The organism is Pseudomonas sp. AK-TSAG1-1, assembly GCF_056821665.1.
In genome coordinates this window covers 97,966-113,238 of the sequence record NZ_CM165965.1, presented here as the reverse complement: position 1 = coordinate 113,238, position 15,273 = coordinate 97,966, and the positions used below count along the sequence as shown (strand labels likewise).

The 15,273-nt window shown below is 61.1% G+C and carries 16 protein-coding genes; 13 read left to right on the top strand and 3 right to left on the bottom strand.

The genetic code is table 11. The features are described 5' to 3' along the window. Positions 1-12: 12 nt before the first annotated feature. A complete protein-coding gene (locus AC1UK9_RS00535; RefSeq protein WP_482578973.1) occupies positions 13-1,314 on the top strand; it encodes a c-type cytochrome in 1,302 nt (433 codons plus the stop codon). A gap of 77 nt (positions 1,315-1,391) precedes the next feature. On the opposite strand, the gene AC1UK9_RS00530 is transcribed toward AC1UK9_RS00535, so the two are convergent. Further along, a complete protein-coding gene (locus tag AC1UK9_RS00530; protein WP_482578971.1) occupies positions 1,392-1,694 on the bottom strand; it encodes a hypothetical protein in 303 nt (100 codons plus the stop codon). A 225-nt stretch (positions 1,695-1,919) separates the two neighbouring features. Here AC1UK9_RS00530 and AC1UK9_RS00525 point away from each other — a divergent pair, with 225 nt between their 5' ends. The 3 genes from AC1UK9_RS00525 (at position 1,920) to AC1UK9_RS00515 (ending at position 5,565) form a co-directional block, all read left to right on the top strand. After that, positions 1,920-2,978: a PA0069 family radical SAM protein gene (locus tag AC1UK9_RS00525; RefSeq protein ID WP_482578969.1), complete on the top strand. Its 1,059-nt coding sequence runs from the start codon at positions 1,920-1,922 to the stop codon at positions 2,976-2,978. A gap of 238 nt (positions 2,979-3,216) precedes the next feature. Further along, a complete protein-coding gene (locus AC1UK9_RS00520; RefSeq protein ID WP_473014065.1) occupies positions 3,217-3,948 on the top strand; it encodes a carbonic anhydrase in 732 nt (243 codons plus the stop codon). A gap of 90 nt (positions 3,949-4,038) precedes the next feature. Further along, positions 4,039-5,565 (top strand): SulP family inorganic anion transporter, encoded by a 1,527-nt coding sequence (locus AC1UK9_RS00515; RefSeq protein WP_482578967.1) that lies wholly within the window; start codon positions 4,039-4,041, stop codon positions 5,563-5,565. A gap of 76 nt (positions 5,566-5,641) precedes the next feature. Here AC1UK9_RS00515 and AC1UK9_RS00510 read toward each other — a convergent pair whose 3' ends face one another. After that, the gene (locus tag AC1UK9_RS00510) at positions 5,642-6,274 is read right to left on the bottom strand and encodes a hypothetical protein (protein WP_007962790.1); all 633 of its coding nucleotides are present in this window, start codon (positions 6,272-6,274) and stop codon (positions 5,642-5,644) included. Positions 6,275-6,643: 369 nt separating this feature from the next. Between AC1UK9_RS00510 and coxB the strand changes: the two genes are divergently transcribed. From coxB to AC1UK9_RS00490, 4 genes are all read left to right on the top strand, one after another. Next, complete coding sequence (gene coxB / locus AC1UK9_RS00505; RefSeq protein WP_025112324.1) at positions 6,644-7,771, top strand: cytochrome c oxidase subunit II; 1,128 nt, start codon at positions 6,644-6,646, stop codon at positions 7,769-7,771. An 82-nt stretch (positions 7,772-7,853) separates the two neighbouring features. Continuing rightward, positions 7,854-9,440, top strand: a complete 1,587-nt coding sequence (gene ctaD / locus AC1UK9_RS00500; protein WP_025112323.1) for a cytochrome c oxidase subunit I — start codon at positions 7,854-7,856, stop codon at positions 9,438-9,440. A 117-nt stretch (positions 9,441-9,557) separates the two neighbouring features. Then, positions 9,558-10,109 (top strand): cytochrome c oxidase assembly protein, encoded by a 552-nt coding sequence (locus AC1UK9_RS00495; RefSeq protein WP_473014063.1) that lies wholly within the window; start codon positions 9,558-9,560, stop codon positions 10,107-10,109. Between the two features lie 25 nt (positions 10,110-10,134). Further along, a complete protein-coding gene (locus tag AC1UK9_RS00490; protein ID WP_102355453.1) occupies positions 10,135-11,022 on the top strand; it encodes a cytochrome c oxidase subunit 3 in 888 nt (295 codons plus the stop codon). A gap of 13 nt (positions 11,023-11,035) precedes the next feature. Here the strand turns inward: AC1UK9_RS00490 and AC1UK9_RS00485 are convergent, their stop codons facing one another. Further along, a complete protein-coding gene (locus AC1UK9_RS00485) occupies positions 11,036-11,239 on the bottom strand; it encodes a twin transmembrane helix small protein (protein WP_482578963.1) in 204 nt (67 codons plus the stop codon). A 71-nt stretch (positions 11,240-11,310) separates the two neighbouring features. On the opposite strand from AC1UK9_RS00485, the gene AC1UK9_RS00480 reads away from it, so the two are divergent. Genes AC1UK9_RS00480 through AC1UK9_RS00460 form a run of 5 tightly spaced genes read left to right on the top strand, consistent with a single transcriptional unit; the run spans position 11,311 to position 15,219 of the window. After that, complete coding sequence (locus AC1UK9_RS00480; protein WP_482578961.1) at positions 11,311-12,051, top strand: SURF1 family protein; 741 nt, start codon at positions 11,311-11,313, stop codon at positions 12,049-12,051. Then, positions 12,017-12,610: a hypothetical protein gene (locus AC1UK9_RS00475; protein WP_025112318.1), complete on the top strand. Its 594-nt coding sequence runs from the start codon at positions 12,017-12,019 to the stop codon at positions 12,608-12,610. Before AC1UK9_RS00480 ends, AC1UK9_RS00475 begins: the two co-directional genes overlap by 35 nt. 10 nt (positions 12,611-12,620) lie before the next feature. Beyond that, positions 12,621-13,700, top strand: coding sequence for a COX15/CtaA family protein (locus AC1UK9_RS00470; protein ID WP_473014061.1), 1,080 nt, complete (start codon positions 12,621-12,623; stop codon positions 13,698-13,700). After that, the gene (gene cyoE, locus AC1UK9_RS00465) at positions 13,688-14,587 is read left to right on the top strand and encodes a heme o synthase (RefSeq protein WP_007962774.1); all 900 of its coding nucleotides are present in this window, start codon (positions 13,688-13,690) and stop codon (positions 14,585-14,587) included. Before AC1UK9_RS00470 ends, cyoE begins: the two co-directional genes overlap by 13 nt. Next, positions 14,584-15,219, top strand: coding sequence for an SCO family protein (locus AC1UK9_RS00460; RefSeq protein WP_025112316.1), 636 nt, complete (start codon positions 14,584-14,586; stop codon positions 15,217-15,219). Before cyoE ends, AC1UK9_RS00460 begins: the two co-directional genes overlap by 4 nt. The last annotated feature ends 54 nt before the right edge of the window (positions 15,220-15,273 follow it).

Below are 15,273 nucleotides of genomic sequence, written 5' to 3'. Positions count from 1 at the left end.
GGAGCGATGACCATGAAAAATCTCGTTATCGCCACCTTGGCCCTGCTCGGCAGCGCCTCAATTCAAGCGGCCGAAGTTGATCAAGCGTTGATCAAACAAGGCCAATACCTCGCCCGCGCCGGTGACTGCGTGGCCTGCCACACGGCCAAGGGCGGCAAGCCGTTCGCCGGCGGCCTGCCGATGGAAACCCCGATCGGCACGATCTACTCGACCAACATCACGCCGGACAAAACCGGCGTCGGTGATTACAGCTTCGAGGATTTCGACAAAGCGGTGCGCCATGGCGTCGCCAAAAACGGCAGTACGTTGTACCCGGCGATGCCGTATCCGTCCTACGCCCGTGTCAGCACAAGCGACATGCAGGCGCTGTACGCCTACTTCATGCACGGCGTCGAACCCGTCGCGCAGGAGAACAAGGCCAGCGACATTCCATGGCCACTGAGCATGCGCTGGCCACTGATGGGCTGGCGCTGGATGTTCGCGCCGAAGGTCGAAGACTACAAGGCAACCTCGGATGATCCGGTGATCGATCGCGGCGCCTATCTGGTCGAAGGCCTCGGCCATTGCGGCGCCTGCCATACGCCTCGTGCCCTGACCATGCAGGAAAAATCCCTGAGCGCGGCTGACGGGAAAACCTTCCTCGCCGGCAGTGCGCCGCTCGAAGGCTGGATCGCCAAGAGCCTGCGCGGTGATCACAAGGACGGTCTCGGCGGCTGGAGCGAAGCGCAACTGGTGCAGTTCCTCAAGACCGGACGCAGCGACCGCAGCGCGGTATTCGGGGGCATGAGCGATGTGGTCACCCACAGCATGCAATACATGACCGACGCCGACCTGACCGCGATTGCTCGCTACCTCAAATCGCTGCCGGCAACCGATCCAGACGATCAGCCGCACCAGTACGACGAGAAAGCGGCAAAAGCCCTGTGGAATGGCGACGACAGTCAACGCGGTGCAGCGGTGTACATCGACAACTGCGCGGCCTGTCACCGCACCGACGGCCACGGCTACACCCGAGTGTTCCCGGCGCTGGCGGGCAACCCGGTGCTGCAATCGGAAGACCCGACCTCACTGATTCACATCGTGCTCAAGGGCGGCACCCTGCCCGCCACACACACAGCGCCATCGACCTTCACCATGCCGGGCTTCGCCTGGCGCCTGTCGGATCAGGAAGTGGCGGACGTGGTGAGCTTCATCCGTGGCAGTTGGGGTAACAAAGGGGCGCCGGTCAAAGCTGATGAGGTCAGTCATTTGCGCACCAGCGACATGACGACCACCTCGGCAGATGATCTGGGTCAGATCACCCACAGCCATTAACTAAAAAAGCCCTGTGCGCATTAATTCGCACAGGGCTTTTTATTTAACACCACAACCAGTGCAGCCATGAATTCATATTACGGATTCATGATACTTACATAAGCCTTGGCCAGTGCCAGCAACTTGGCCTTGTCATCTGCATCAATATCACCGTCGCCATCGATATCCTTTTCATTGCGCATATCGAAGGTTTTACCACCATCGTAAGAAGCGGCAATGATTATCTGCGAATCCAGCAGGGACTCAGTCGGCACGGCATTCTCTGCATCCCAGCCAGATTGTTTCAGGGCAAACTGCATGGACACCAGCACTTCATTTGGATCAACCGGAGTTGGGCCAAGTTTCTGCAGAAAGATGCCACGATGATTGAAGTTCGACACATTTAATTCCTTTTAAATATTGAATAGCAGAAGTACGACAAGGCGAATACTAACGACATTGCAAGTTGTACTGCTACTTGAAAGATGTGTCCCCGGGTTGCAATAAAAAAACTGCAATCAATAACCGGAATGACGTGTATCTGACACCCCGAGTCGCCGAACGGCACTGGCTGTTTACTCGCGCCAGCGATACTGTATGTGCATACAGCCATCAGGACACCTGCGATGCACATGCCCTTGCCACCACGCGGTCGCGGCACCGCCACCAACCCGCACAACCGCTTCGCGCCAAACCGTTCGGTGGCCGAGGATGACGGCTGGTATCAGGAAGTACCCGAGACGCAGAACACCGAGGTGATGATCGAAACCGCGAAAACCATCATCACCCGCAACACCTCGCCGGACCTGCCCTTCGATCGCTCGATCAATCCCTATCGCGGCTGCGAGCACGGTTGCATCTATTGCTATGCACGGCCCAGCCACGCCTATTGGGACATGTCGCCGGGACTCGATTTCGAAACCAGGCTGATCGCCAAGACCAACGCCGCCCAAGTGCTGGAAGAACAGCTTGGGAAAAAAGGCTACCAGTGCGCGCCGATCAACCTCGGCTCCAACACCGACCCGTATCAGCCGATCGAACGCGAACACAAAATCACCCGTCAAATCCTGGAAGTGCTGCTGCGCTATCGGCACCCGGTGACCATCGTCACCAAAGGCTCACTGATTTTGCGCGACCTCGACCTGCTCACTGAACTGGCGCAGCAACGGCTGGTGGCGGTGATGATCAGCCTGACGACGCTGGATGACGAGCTCAAACGCATCCTCGAACCCCGCGCAGCAGCGCCCAAGGCCCGGTTGCGGGCGATCCGGGTGATGCGCGAAGCGGGGATTACGGTGGGGGTGCTGTGTTCGCCGATGATCCCGATGATCAACGACAGCGAGATCGAAAGCCTGCTGACCGAGGCGCATTCCGCCGGTGCGCAAAGCGCCGCCTACATGATGCTGCGCCTGCCGCTGGAGGTGGCGCCGCTGTTCGAAGAATGGCTGCAGGCGCACTACCCGCAGCGCGCGGCCCATGTGTTGAGCCTGGTGCGCCAGAGCCGGGGCGGCGAGCTCTACGACAGCCGTTTCGGCGCCCGCATGCGCGGTGAAGGACCGTTCGCCGACCTGCTGGCGCAACGTTTTGCCAAAGCCATTAAACGCCTCGGCTTGAACCACCGTGAGGGCTATGAGCTCGATTGCACTGCCTTCTGTCCGCCGGGTCGCCAGATGTCGTTGATTTAGCGACAATTAGCCTATGGTTGAGGGGTTGGAATCCTTCCGTCGAAATGTCCCAGTCACGTTTTTTGTGACCTGGAACACACGTTCTAGAGCGCTTGATTCAGTTTGAGTTAAGTTTCGGCGGCTACCTTGTTCATCGAGTGACTGATGGGTCTGGATGACCCGGATGTTTTAAACAGCCACTGGCTTCACACCGGAATACACGGGAATGACTCCCCGAATCCGCCAAAGAGGATGAATCATGAGTGACAAGGATAAACAGCCGTTGGCTGCGTCGGCGCAAGCCGTCCCTGGGGCGGAATCCGCCGATGCAGCGCTGCGACAGATCGTTGACGGCTTTTTGCATTTCCATCATGAGGTCTTCCCGCAGCAGGAAGAACTCTTCAAGAAACTCGCCACAGCCCAGGCACCAAAGGCGATGTTCATCACCTGTGCCGACTCGCGCATCGTGCCGGAACTGATCACCCAGAGTTCGCCGGGCGATCTGTTCGTGACCCGTAACGTCGGCAACGTTGTACCGCCTTACGGCCAGATGAACGGCGGCGTTTCCACCGCCATCGAGTACGCGGTACTGGCGCTGGGCGTGCAGCACATCATCATCTGCGGCCACTCCGATTGCGGCGCCATGCGCGCAGTGCTCAATCCGGACAGCCTGGAAAAAATGCCGACGGTCAAAGCCTGGCTGCGTCATGCGGAAGTGGCGAAGACCATGGTGCATGACAACTGCAACTGCACCGACGAAAAAGAAAGCATGCCGATCCTCACCGAGGAGAACGTCATCGCCCAACTGCAGCACTTGCGTACCCATCCTTCGGTAGCTTCGCGCATGGCGAACGGTCATCTGTTCATCCATGGCTGGGTCTACAACATCGAAACCAGCGAAATCAAAGCTTACGACGCGGATCAGGGACGCTTCCTGCCGCTCGATGGCAGCCATCCGATTCCGGTGGCGACGCCCAAAGCGCGCTTCTAAATCCTCCTAAAAATCTGTGTGGTTTGACGCCGGCCGCTGTTTCAGCGGTTCGGCGAAGCCATGCCTGAAGAAAACGTCGGGAGAGTCACCATGCGTGCTGCTCAATTGAAAGCGGTTCTGCCACGGGAGCTGCTGGCTTCGGTGGTTGTGTTCCTGGTCGCCCTGCCGTTGTGCATGGGTATTGCGATTGCTTCAGGGTTGCCTCCGGCCAAAGGTCTGATCACCGGGATCATCGGCGGTCTGGTGGTGGGTTGGCTGGCGGGTTCGCCGTTGCAGGTCAGCGGGCCGGCGGCGGGGCTGGCGGTGCTGGTGTTCGAGCTGGTGCGCCAGCACGGTATCGAGATGCTCGGGCCGATTCTGTTACTCGCCGGTTTCCTGCAACTGGTGGCCGGACGTTTGAAGCTCGGATGCTGGTTTCGGGTGACGGCGCCAGCGGTGGTGTACGGCATGCTCGCCGGGATCGGTGTACTGATCGTGCTCTCGCAAGTGCACGTGATGCTCGATGCCAAGCCACAGCCCTCCGGCCTGGATAACCTCACAGCCTTCCCCGGCGCGGTGGCGCAAGCGTTGCCGTCGTTCGGCTGGCAGGCCGGGTTGCTCGGGCTGGCAACCATCGCGGTGATGTGGCTGTGGGAGAAATTTCGTCCGCACTCGCTGCGCTTCATTCCCGGTGCGTTGCTCGGCGTCGGCCTGGCCACAGGTGCCAGCCTGCTGCTGGCGTTGCAGGTCAAACGGGTCGAGGTGCCAGCGAATCTGGCCGAAGCCATCGACTGGCTGAAACCGGTGGACTTGCTGAGCCTGGCCGATCCGACACTGCTGATCGCCGCTTTCGCCGTGGCGTTTATCGCCAGTGCGGAAACCCTGCTGTCAGCGGCGGCGGTGGACCGCATGCACAACGGCGTGCGTTCGGACTTCGACCGCGAGCTGTCGGCGCAGGGCGTCGGCAACATGCTCTGCGGTCTGGTCGGTGCACTGCCGATGACCGGAGTGATCGTGCGCAGCTCGGCCAACGTTCAGGCCGGTGCGACCACCCGTTACTCGACAATCTTCCATGGCCTGTGGCTGCTGGCGTTCGTGCTGCTGCTGTCGAGCGTGCTGCAAAGCATTCCGGTGGCGAGTCTGGCCGGGGTGCTGGTGTACACCGGTTTCAAACTGGTCGACCTCAAGGCCTTTCGCGGTCTGGGCCGTTACGGACGGATGCCGATGTTCACCTACGCCGCCACGGCGCTGGCGATCATTTTCACAGACCTGTTGACCGGTGTGCTGATCGGTTTCGGTCTGACCCTGGTGAAACTGGCGTTCAAGGCTTCGCGCCTGAAGATCAGCCTGATCGACCTGCCGCAGGACGGCGAGATGGAGTTGCGCCTGATCGGTGCGGCGACCTTCCTCAAGGTTCCGGCACTGACCCAGGTGCTGGGCAGCATTCCCGCAGGTACGACGGTGCATGTGCCGCTCAATAACCTGAGCTACATCGACCATTCGTGTCTGGAGTTGCTGGAGGAGTGGGGCCGGGCGAATGCGGCGAAGGGGTCGAAGCTGTTGATCGAGTCGCGTGGGTTGAAGCGACGGCTTGAAGGAAGGGTTCGCACTAACACCGGCATCGGCGCGGCCGGATAAATCCCGCGCTGGCAAAGAAACCCTGTGGGAGGGAGCAAGCCCCCTCCCACAATTGGGATTTGTACCGGGCGTTGAATCAAGCGGCGGGTTGATCCAGCTCCAGGCCCACACCCAGGCGGCGGCCCATGCACGGCCAGCGCTTCCACGCGGCACCGGTATCGGGGCTACTCAATTTGTCGCGATAGGCCTCTACCGACTCCAGCGCAAAACTCTCGTCGTCGAGCATCTCGTCGATAGTGTGATGCACGACTTCGTCCAGTTGATTGGCAAATTCCTCACCGAGCAATTGGTGAGCAATCAGATTGGCGACCGTCATGTCCAAGGGGATCAGTGGCTGGCCGAGATGCTTGATGTACAGGTCATTGACCTCTTCGACAAAGCGGTGCGCCAGATAGGCTTCGTCAAGCAGGCTGTCCAGGCCGACCGGCGGCTGGAGGAAGTACTGCTCGGCGATTTTCAGCACCGGTTTGATCTGCGACTCGATTCCCGCTTCCCTGGCGACTTCATTGGCTGCATCCAGCATGTCTGGTACTTCGTCGATATAAGCGGTGACGAAACTCGTCAACGCTTCTTCGCGGTTGGCGTCCGGCAACTGGATGGCCGAATGCAGATGAGGCAACTTGGCTTCCAGCTGACGCTTGAGCCGTCCGGTTTCGTTTTCGGTTTGTCGGGCTTTTTGGATCTGCTCGCGCAATGCGGCGGTGTTCATGAAAACTCCAGGGTACAAGGCAATGAAATAGGGAAGACATAACTTAGCTGGCTTACGAAAAATGCTAAGACGCATTTGTCATAATTATTTCATCCTTGATGCACCGGCGTTATATCGGTTTGCCACCACTCGTCTGCATCCTTCTCCATTCGTGGTCCGGAACGCAAGTGCCAGCTGTTTCAGATGATTTACGCGATCGCGTTGCAATTCCCGGTGGCTGTCTATACTCGCCATTGAATGGAGTTAGCTGATGACGCCCGACTGCACCCGCAGCAAGGCCCGGCGATTCAAGTTCGTAGTCTGATGCAGCCGCTCCCTTGCCGCAGGCGAAAGCCGGCGGGATAACAAGAACGATAAGGGGAACCCGCAATGATGCGACATCCACACGTCTGGATGGGCCTCCTGTTGTGGTCGATTTTCAGCCAGGCCAACGCTGCCTGGACTGTGAATATGGCGCCTGGAGCGACTGAAATCAGTCACGCAGTATTCGACCTGCACATGACCATTTTCTGGATCTGTGTGGTGATCGGGATCATCGTCTTCGGTGCCATGTTCTGGTCGATGATCGTGCATCGCCGCTCCACCGGGCAGGTCGCCGCAAAATTCCACGAAAGTACCACCGTCGAAATTCTCTGGACCGTCGTGCCGCTGCTGATTCTGGTGGCGATGGCCGTTCCGGCGACCGCCACCCTGATCCGCATGTACGACACCAGTGAGCCGGATATCGATATCCAGATCACCGGTTACCAGTGGAAGTGGCACTACAAATACCTGGGCCAGGACGTCGAGTTCTTCAGCAACCTGGCCACCCCTGCCGAACAGATTCACAACAAGGAAGCCAAGGGCGAGCACTACCTGCTCGAAGTCGACAAGCCGCTGGTGCTGCCGGTCGGCGCCAAGGTGCGCTTTCTCGTGACCTCCGCCGACGTCATTCACTCGTGGTGGGTGCCGGCGTTCGCGGTCAAGCGCGATGCGATCCCGGGGTTCGTCAACGAGGCCTGGACGCGGATCGACAAGCCCGGCATCTACCGTGGCCAGTGCGCCGAGCTGTGCGGCAAGGATCACGGTTTCATGCCGATCGTGGTCGACGTCAAGGAGAAGCCCGACTACGAAAAATGGCTGGCCGACCGCAAGGCTGAAGCGGCGCAGCTCAAGGAGCTGACCAGCAAGGAATGGACACTGGACGAGCTCAAGGAGCGCGGCGACAAGATCTACCACACCACCTGCGTGGCCTGTCACCAGGCCGAAGGCCAGGGCCTGCCGCCGATGTTCCCGGCGCTCAAAGGCTCGCCGATTGCCACCGGCCCCAAAGCCGACCACCTGCACCGCGTGTACTTCGGCAAGCCCGGCACCGCCATGGCGGCGTTCGGCAAACAGTTGTCGGAAGTCGATATCGCAGCGGTCGTGACCTACGAACGTAACGCCTGGGGCAACAACAAGGGCGACATGGTCACGCCAAAAGAAGTGCTGGAGCTCAAACAGGCGGAAAGCAAATGAGCCGGTCCATCGCGTACTTCGTGAACCGGCCGGGGCAGCGCGCCCCGGCCAGCCCAGCCCACTCACGTAAAGGAGACCGGCCATGAGCGCTGTAATCGATGACCACGGTCATGCCGACCACGCCCACGGCCCCGCCAAAGGCCTGATGCGCTGGGTGCTGACCACCAACCACAAGGACATCGGCACGCTGTACCTGTGGTTTGCGTTCTGCATGTTCTTGCTTGGCGGCTCGTTCGCCATGGTGATCCGCGCCGAGCTGTTCCAGCCCGGCCTGCAGATCGTCGAACCGGCGTTCTTCAACCAGATGACCACCATGCACGGCCTGGTGATGGTCTTCGGGGCGGTGATGCCGGCGTTCGTCGGCCTCGCCAACTGGATGATCCCGTTGATGATCGGCGCGCCGGACATGGCCCTGCCGCGAATGAACAACTTCAGCTTCTGGCTGCTGCCGGCGGCGTTCCTGCTGCTGGTCTCGACCCTGTTCACCGCCGGTGGCGGGCCGAACTTCGGCTGGACGTTCTACGCCCCGTTGTCCACCACCTACGCGCCGGAAAGCGTCACCTACTTCATCTTCGCCATCCACCTGATGGGGATCAGTTCGATCATGGGCGCGATCAACGTGATCGCCACCATCCTCAACCTGCGCGCCCCCGGCATGACCCTGATGAAAATGCCGCTGTTCGTCTGGACCTGGCTGATCACCGCGTTCCTGCTGATCGCAGTGATGCCGGTGCTGGCCGGGTGCGTGACGATGATGCTGATGGACATCCACTTCGGCACCAGTTTCTTCAGTGCCGCCGGTGGCGGTGACCCGGTGTTGTTCCAGCATGTGTTCTGGTTCTTTGGCCACCCCGAGGTGTACATCATGATCCTGCCGGCCTTCGGCGCCGTCAGCCAGATCATCCCGACCTTCTCGCGCAAGCCGCTGTTCGGCTACACCTCGATGGTCTACGCCACGGCGAGCATCGCGTTCCTGTCGTTCATCGTCTGGGCGCACCACATGTTCGTAGTGGGCATTCCGCTGGTGGGCGAACTGTTCTTCATGTACGCGACGATGCTGATCGCGGTGCCGACCGGGGTGAAGGTGTTCAACTGGGCCAGCACCATGTGGCAAGGCTCGCTGACCTTCGAGACGCCGATGCTGTTTGCCGTGGCGTTCGTGATCCTGTTCTCGATCGGTGGTTTCTCCGGACTGATGCTGGCCATTGCCCCGGCGGACTTCCAGTACCAGGACACCTACTTTGTGGTGGCGCACTTCCACTACGTGCTGGTGCCGGGGGCGATCTTCGGGATCTTCGCCTCGGCCTATTACTGGCTGCCGAAGTGGACCGGGCACATGTACGACGAAACCCTCGGCAAGCTGCACTTCTGGCTGTCGTTCGTCGGCATGAACATGACCTTCTTCCCGATGCACTTCGTGGGACTGGCGGGGATGCCACGGCGGATTCCGGACTACAACCTGCAGTTCGCCGACTTCAACATGGTCTCCTCGATTGGCGCGTTCATGTTCGGCGCCACGCAGATCTTCTTCCTGTTCATCGTGATCAAGACCATTCGTGGCGGCCCGGCGGCCCCGGCCAAACCCTGGGATGGCGCCGAAGGCCTGGAGTGGAGCGTGCCGTCACCGGCGCCGTATCACACCTTTACTACGCCACCGGAAGTGAAATGAAACGCCTGGCCTTTGTAGGAGTGAGCCTGCTCGCGATGAGCTGGAAGCGGTGTGTCAGGCACACCGCCATCGCGAGCAGGCTCACTCCTACAGGGGGTGGTGTAGAGGGTTGGAATCATGGCTGACTCGATCTCGCTGAAAAAACTGGTCACCCGGCTGCTGGGCGTCGTCGTCGCAATGTTTGTCTTCGGCTTCGCCCTGGTGCCGATCTACGACGTGATGTGCAAGGCGTTCGGCATCAACGGCAAGACCGCCGGGCAGTACGAGGGCGAGCAGGTGGTGGATAACACGCGCCAGGTGCGCGTGCAGTTCCTGTCGATGAACAACGCCGACATGCCGTGGGAGTTCTACCCCAAGGGTGAGGAGTTGGTGACCCACCCCGGCGGCGTCAACGAGATGATCTTCATCGCGCGCAACCCCACCGACAAACCGATGAGCGCCCAGGCCGTGCCGAGTATCGCGCCCAGCGAAGCAGCGGCGTACTTCCACAAGACCGAATGCTTTTGCTTTACCCAGCAGGTGCTGCAGCCGGGTCAGCAGATCGAAATGCCGGTGCGTTTCATCGTTGACCGCGACATGCCCAAGGACGTGAAGCACCTGACGCTGTCCTACACGCTGTTCGATATCACCGCCCGACATCCTCCGGTGGCTGCAAACACTGGCGGTTAAGCGTGCCCGATAAGGAGAACAATAAATGGCAAGTCATGAGCACTATTACGTCCCGGCCCAGAGCAAATGGCCGATCATCGCCACGTTCGGCATGGTCATCACCGTGTATGGGCTGGCCACCTGGTTCAACGATCTGAAGGCTGCGCGCCCGGAATCCCACGGCCCGTACATCTTTTTCGTCGGCGGGCTGTTGCTGGCGTACATGCTGTTCGGCTGGTTCGGTGCGGTGATCAAGGAAAGCCGCGCCGGGCTGTACAGCCCGCAGCTCGATCGCTCGTTCCGCTGGGGCATGAGTTGGTTCATCTTCTCCGAGGTGATGTTCTTCATCGCCTTCTTCGGCGCGCTGTTCTACGTGCGGCACATTTCCGGCCCGGCGCTGGGTGGCGAAGGCCCGAAAGGCATCGCGCACATGCTCTGGCCGAACTTCCAGTTCACCTGGCCGCTGCTGCACACGCCTGACCCGAAACTGTTCCCACCGCCCAAGGAAGTCATCAGCCCGTGGGGCCTGCCACTGATCAACACGATCCTGCTGGTCAGCTCCAGCGTGACCATCACCATCGCCCACCATGCTTTGAAGAAGGGCCATCGCGGTGCGCTGAAAATCTGGCTGGCGATCACCGTGTTGCTGGGCTGCGGCTTCCTCGCCCTGCAGGCCGAGGAATACATGCACGCCTACCACGAACTGGGGCTGACCCTGGGTTCAGGCATCTACGGCGCGACGTTTTTCATGCTCACCGGTTTCCACGGCGCCCACGTGACCATCGGCACGATCATTCTGTTCGTGATGCTGATGCGCATCATGAAGGGCCATTTCGATGCCGAGCATCAGTTCGGTTTCGAGGCGGCGAGCTGGTACTGGCACTTCGTCGATGTGGTGTGGATCGGCTTGTTCATCTTCGTTTACGTGCTCTGAGGATCGGACAGAGCTACCAGGGCGCGTGGGATACCAGTTGGCCGCTGTAGAAGCCCCAGGTGATCAAGCCGACGGTGGCAGCGGCCAGTGCCACCCGAACACTCAAGGCGATCATCAGGCGATTTGAACTGCTGTCGTCCTTGACCAGGAAAAACAGGCCGCTGAACAGGCTGATCACCGTGGCAATCAGCATCAGGACGATCGCTGCTTTGAGCATGGGAAGACTCCGGGGGTACAGGCGATGCAATCAAGTATAGCGGTCGCATTCACTGCTTTTCTGGCGCGGCCATGAAGCGCTTCCGGCCGGGCGTCGTGCCGACGCTGGTGGTGGCGTTGTTGCTGCCGCTGCTGGTGTCGCTGGGCTTCTGGCAACTGGGCCGGGGCGCGGAGAAAACCGCCCTGCTCGCCAGTTACGCCGAACGCCGCGCCGCCGAACCGATGGCGAGCAGCGAATTGCTGCACAGCGCCGACCCGGCCTATCGCCGGGTGCATCTTTACGGCCAGTTCGATGGCGCCCACAGCCTGTTGCTCGATAACCGCCAGCGCAACGGCAAGGTCGGCATCGAACTGCTGCAACCGTTTCAGGACCGCGCCAGCGGCCTGTGGTTGCTGGTCAATCGTGGCTGGCTACCGTGGCCAGACCGCCGCGTAACCCCGCAATTCACCACCCCGACTGCCGCGCTGAGTCTCGACGCCTGGGTCTACGTCGCCCCCGGCGCCACCTTCCAGTTGCACGCCGACCCGGCCAGCAGCACCTGGCCGCAAACCATCACCGCCGTCGAACCCGCCAAGCTGTGGAAAACCCTTGAGCGCGACGGCTTCGCCTACGAACTGCGCGCCGAACCCGGCCCTGCCAGCTATGAGGCCGACTGGCCGGTCGTCGCCATGGGCCCGGAAAAACACCTCGGTTACGCCGTGCAGTGGTTCGCCATGGCCACCGCCCTGCTCGGCCTCTACCTCTACCTTGGATTGCACAACGCAAAGGAGAAAACCCATGGGAACGGCCATGAATCCACCCAGCATGTCTGAGGCGAAACCTGCCGCCACCCGCCGCCGTGGACGGATCCAACTGCTGCTGATTCTGCTCGGCGTGGTCGGCCCGATGATGCTCGCCACCGGCATGTACAAACTGCAGTTCTGGGTGCCGGACGGCCGCAGCTACCACGGCGAACTGATCGGCAATGGCCAGTCCCGCGCCGACCTCGGGGTGCAGGCCGATGAACAGCGCTGGCAGATGCTGGTCACCGCGCCCAAGGACTGCGCGGTTGATTGCCAGCAGCTGGTGTACCTCGCCCGGCAGATCCAGATCGGCCTCGGCCGCGATGCCGGGCGCGCCAGCCACGCCCTCGCCGCCGCCCAACCGCTGAACGCCGACTACGAAGCCAAGTTGAGCCGCGAGTACCCGCAGTTGCAACGCTATCCGCTGGACGCCGCAGCCTTCAGCAAGACCACCGGCGACAAGGCCACACCACAACTGTGGATCATCGACCCGCACGGCAATCTCGTGCTGCGCTACGACCCGAGCGTGAAAGGCAAGGATCTGCTAAACGACCTGCGCCACCTGCTGAAACTGTCGAACATCGGATAAGGGCATCGTCATGGCCAAACCTGGATTTCGCCTCGCGCTGTTTGCCACCCTGCTGGCACTGATCGTCGTGCTGCTCGGCGCCTACACCCGCCTGACACACGCCGGCCTTGGGTGTCCGGACTGGCCAGGTTGCTATGGCTTTATCAGCGTGCCGAAAAGCGAAGCCCAGCTGGCCCATGCCGAACTGCATTACCCCGATTCGCCGGTGGTGGCGCACAAGGGCTGGAACGAGATGATCCACCGCTACTTCGCCGGCACCCTCGGCCTGCTGATTTCGATTTTGGCCGGGCGCGCCTGGGTCAATCGCCGGCATCCGGGACAGCCGCTGAAGCTGCCGCTGTTTCTGCTGGCCGTGGTGTTCGCCCAGGCGGCGTTCGGCATGTGGACGGTGACGCTCAAACTCTGGCCGCAAGTGGTGACCGGGCATTTGCTCGGTGGCTTTGCGACATTGAGCCTGCTGTTCCTGCTGACCTTGAGATTATCCGGCGTGTTGCCGGCGCTGACCGTGCCCAGGCGCTTGCAGTATTGGGCGACTGCCGGGCTGTTGCTGGTGATCGGCCAGATCGCCCTCGGTGGCTGGGTCAGCTCCAACTACGCGGCGGTGGCCTGCATCGACTTCCCGACCTGTCACGGTCAATGGTTGCCGCCCGCTGATTTTGCCAACGGCTTTCACCTGACCCAGCACATCGGCCCGAATTACCTCGGCGGCCAGCTCGACAGCGATGCGCGCACGGCCATTCACCTGACCCACCGCATCGGCGCCCTGTTGGTCACGCTGGTGCTGCTCGGTCTGGCCTGGCAACTCAGGGGCGTCGGCATGACCCGGCTCGCCGGGCTGGTGCTGGTCGCCCTCGGCGCGCAAATCACCCTTGGCATCAGCAACGTGCTGTTTCACCTGCCGCTGCCGGTGGCCGTGGCGCACAACGCCGGCGGCGCAGCACTGCTGCTGACCATGGTGCTGGTCAATTACCACGCGCGAACCAGTCTGGTCCGGGTCAAACAGCCGGTGCTCGCGCGCTGGCGCCTCAGCCCGCGCAAACACGTGGCCGCGCCTATAACGATAAAAGGAGAAACGCCATGGCGCTTCTGATCGGCGAACGTCCCGCGCAAGCGCTGTGGCGTGACTATCTGGAGCTGACCAAGCCGAAAGTGGTGGTGCTGATGCTCATCACCTCGCTGGTCGGCATGTTCCTCGCGACCCGCGCCGGGGTGCCGTGGACGGTGCTGGTGTTCGGCAATCTGGGTATTGCGCTGTGTGCCGGCGGGGCGGCGGCGGTCAATCATGTGGTCGACCGGCGCATCGATGCGGTAATGGCGCGCACGCACAAACGGCCGCTGGCCGAAGGCCGTGTTTCGCCAGCGGCGGCACTGACCTTCGCACTGGTATTGGCGCTGCTCGGGCAGGCCTTGCTGCTGACCTTCACCAATCCGCTGACCGCCTGGCTGACCCTCGCCTCCCTGCTCGGCTACGCGGTGATCTACACCGGCTTCCTCAAACGTGCGACGCCACAGAACATCGTCATCGGCGGCCTTGCCGGCGCAGCACCACCGCTGCTCGGCTGGACCGCCGCCACCGGCCATGTCAGCGCCGAACCGTTGCTGCTGGTACTGATCATCTTCGCCTGGACTCCGCCGCACTTCTGGGCGCTGGCGATTCATCGCAAGGAGGAATACGCCAAGGCCGACATCCCGATGCTGCCGGTCACCCACGGCGAGCACTACACCAAAGTGCACATTCTGCTGTACACCTTTGCCCTGCTGGCGGTCAGCCTGCTGCCGTACGTGATCCACATGAGCGGCGTGCTCTACCTGATTTGCGCCCTCGCCCTCGGCGCAAGGTTTCTGCAATGGGCCGTGGTGCTGTACCGTGGCACTCGGCCGCACGCGGCGATCAACACCTTCAAGTACTCTATTTATTACTTGTTCCTGCTGTTCATCGCCCTGCTCGTAGACCACTACTTACTGTTGAACCTATGACTCGAACCCAGAAAACCGTCTTCATCCTCGTCGCCGTGATCGCGCTGATCCTGGGACTTACCGTCAACAAAGTGCTGAGTGGCAAAGGCCAGGGCGACCCCACCGCGCTGATCGACGCCGGCATCATCCTGCTGCCGCAGAGCCGTACCCTGCCGGGCGTGACGATGACCAATCAGGATGGCCAACCGGTCGCCATCGACGAGTTGAAAGGCAAGTGGAGCCTGCTGTTCTTCGGCTACACCTTCTGCCCGGATATCTGCCCGACTACCCTCGCGCAACTGCGGCAGATCAAGAGCGAGTTGCCAAAAGACGCTGTGGATAAATTGCAGATCGTGCTGGTCAGCGTCGACCCGAACCGCGATAGCCCGCAGCAGTTGAAGCAGTACCTGGGCTACTTCGACCCGCAGTTCATCGGCCTGACGCCGAAGTCGATCGAAGAACTGCAGAAGGTGGCGAACGCGGTGAGTATTCCGTTCATTCCGGCCGATACCAGCAAGCCGAATTACACCGTTGATCACAGTGGGAATCTGGCGGTGATCGGGCCGGACGGGACGCAGCGCGGGTTTATTCGGGCGCCGTTGAACAACGCCAAACTGGTGGCGCAACTCCCGGTAATGCTCAACCGCAAGTAAGAGCAGGCTGTCCCAAAGTGGGAGCGGGCTTGCTCGCGAATGCGGTGGGACAGA

What these genes read in the sequence shown, in the direction of transcription:
- AC1UK9_RS00515 (WP_482578967.1), top strand. Translation starts at nt 4,039, where the DNA reads ATGCGTGCTGCTCAATTGAAAGCGGTTCTGCCACGGGAGCTGCTGGCT.
- AC1UK9_RS00510 (WP_007962790.1), bottom strand. Translation starts at nt 6,274, where the DNA reads ATGAACACCGCCGCATTGCGCGAGCAGATCCAAAAAGCCCGACAAACC.
- AC1UK9_RS00490 (WP_102355453.1), top strand. Translation starts at nt 10,135, where the DNA reads ATGGCAAGTCATGAGCACTATTACGTCCCGGCCCAGAGCAAATGGCCG.
- AC1UK9_RS00485 (WP_482578963.1), bottom strand. Translation starts at nt 11,239, where the DNA reads ATGCTCAAAGCAGCGATCGTCCTGATGCTGATTGCCACGGTGATCAGC.
- AC1UK9_RS00495 (WP_473014063.1), top strand. Translation starts at nt 9,558, where the DNA reads ATGGCTGACTCGATCTCGCTGAAAAAACTGGTCACCCGGCTGCTGGGC.
- cyoE (WP_007962774.1), top strand. Translation starts at nt 13,688, where the DNA reads ATGGCGCTTCTGATCGGCGAACGTCCCGCGCAAGCGCTGTGGCGTGAC.
- AC1UK9_RS00525 (WP_482578969.1), top strand. Translation starts at nt 1,920, where the DNA reads ATGCACATGCCCTTGCCACCACGCGGTCGCGGCACCGCCACCAACCCG.
- AC1UK9_RS00480 (WP_482578961.1), top strand. Translation starts at nt 11,311, where the DNA reads ATGAAGCGCTTCCGGCCGGGCGTCGTGCCGACGCTGGTGGTGGCGTTG.
- ctaD (WP_025112323.1), top strand. Translation starts at nt 7,854, where the DNA reads ATGAGCGCTGTAATCGATGACCACGGTCATGCCGACCACGCCCACGGC.
- AC1UK9_RS00460 (WP_025112316.1), top strand. Translation starts at nt 14,584, where the DNA reads ATGACTCGAACCCAGAAAACCGTCTTCATCCTCGTCGCCGTGATCGCG.
- AC1UK9_RS00520 (WP_473014065.1), top strand. Translation starts at nt 3,217, where the DNA reads ATGAGTGACAAGGATAAACAGCCGTTGGCTGCGTCGGCGCAAGCCGTC.
- AC1UK9_RS00475 (WP_025112318.1), top strand. Translation starts at nt 12,017, where the DNA reads ATGGGAACGGCCATGAATCCACCCAGCATGTCTGAGGCGAAACCTGCC.
- coxB (WP_025112324.1), top strand. Translation starts at nt 6,644, where the DNA reads ATGATGCGACATCCACACGTCTGGATGGGCCTCCTGTTGTGGTCGATT.
- AC1UK9_RS00535 (WP_482578973.1), top strand. Translation starts at nt 13, where the DNA reads ATGAAAAATCTCGTTATCGCCACCTTGGCCCTGCTCGGCAGCGCCTCA.
- AC1UK9_RS00470 (WP_473014061.1), top strand. Translation starts at nt 12,621, where the DNA reads ATGGCCAAACCTGGATTTCGCCTCGCGCTGTTTGCCACCCTGCTGGCA.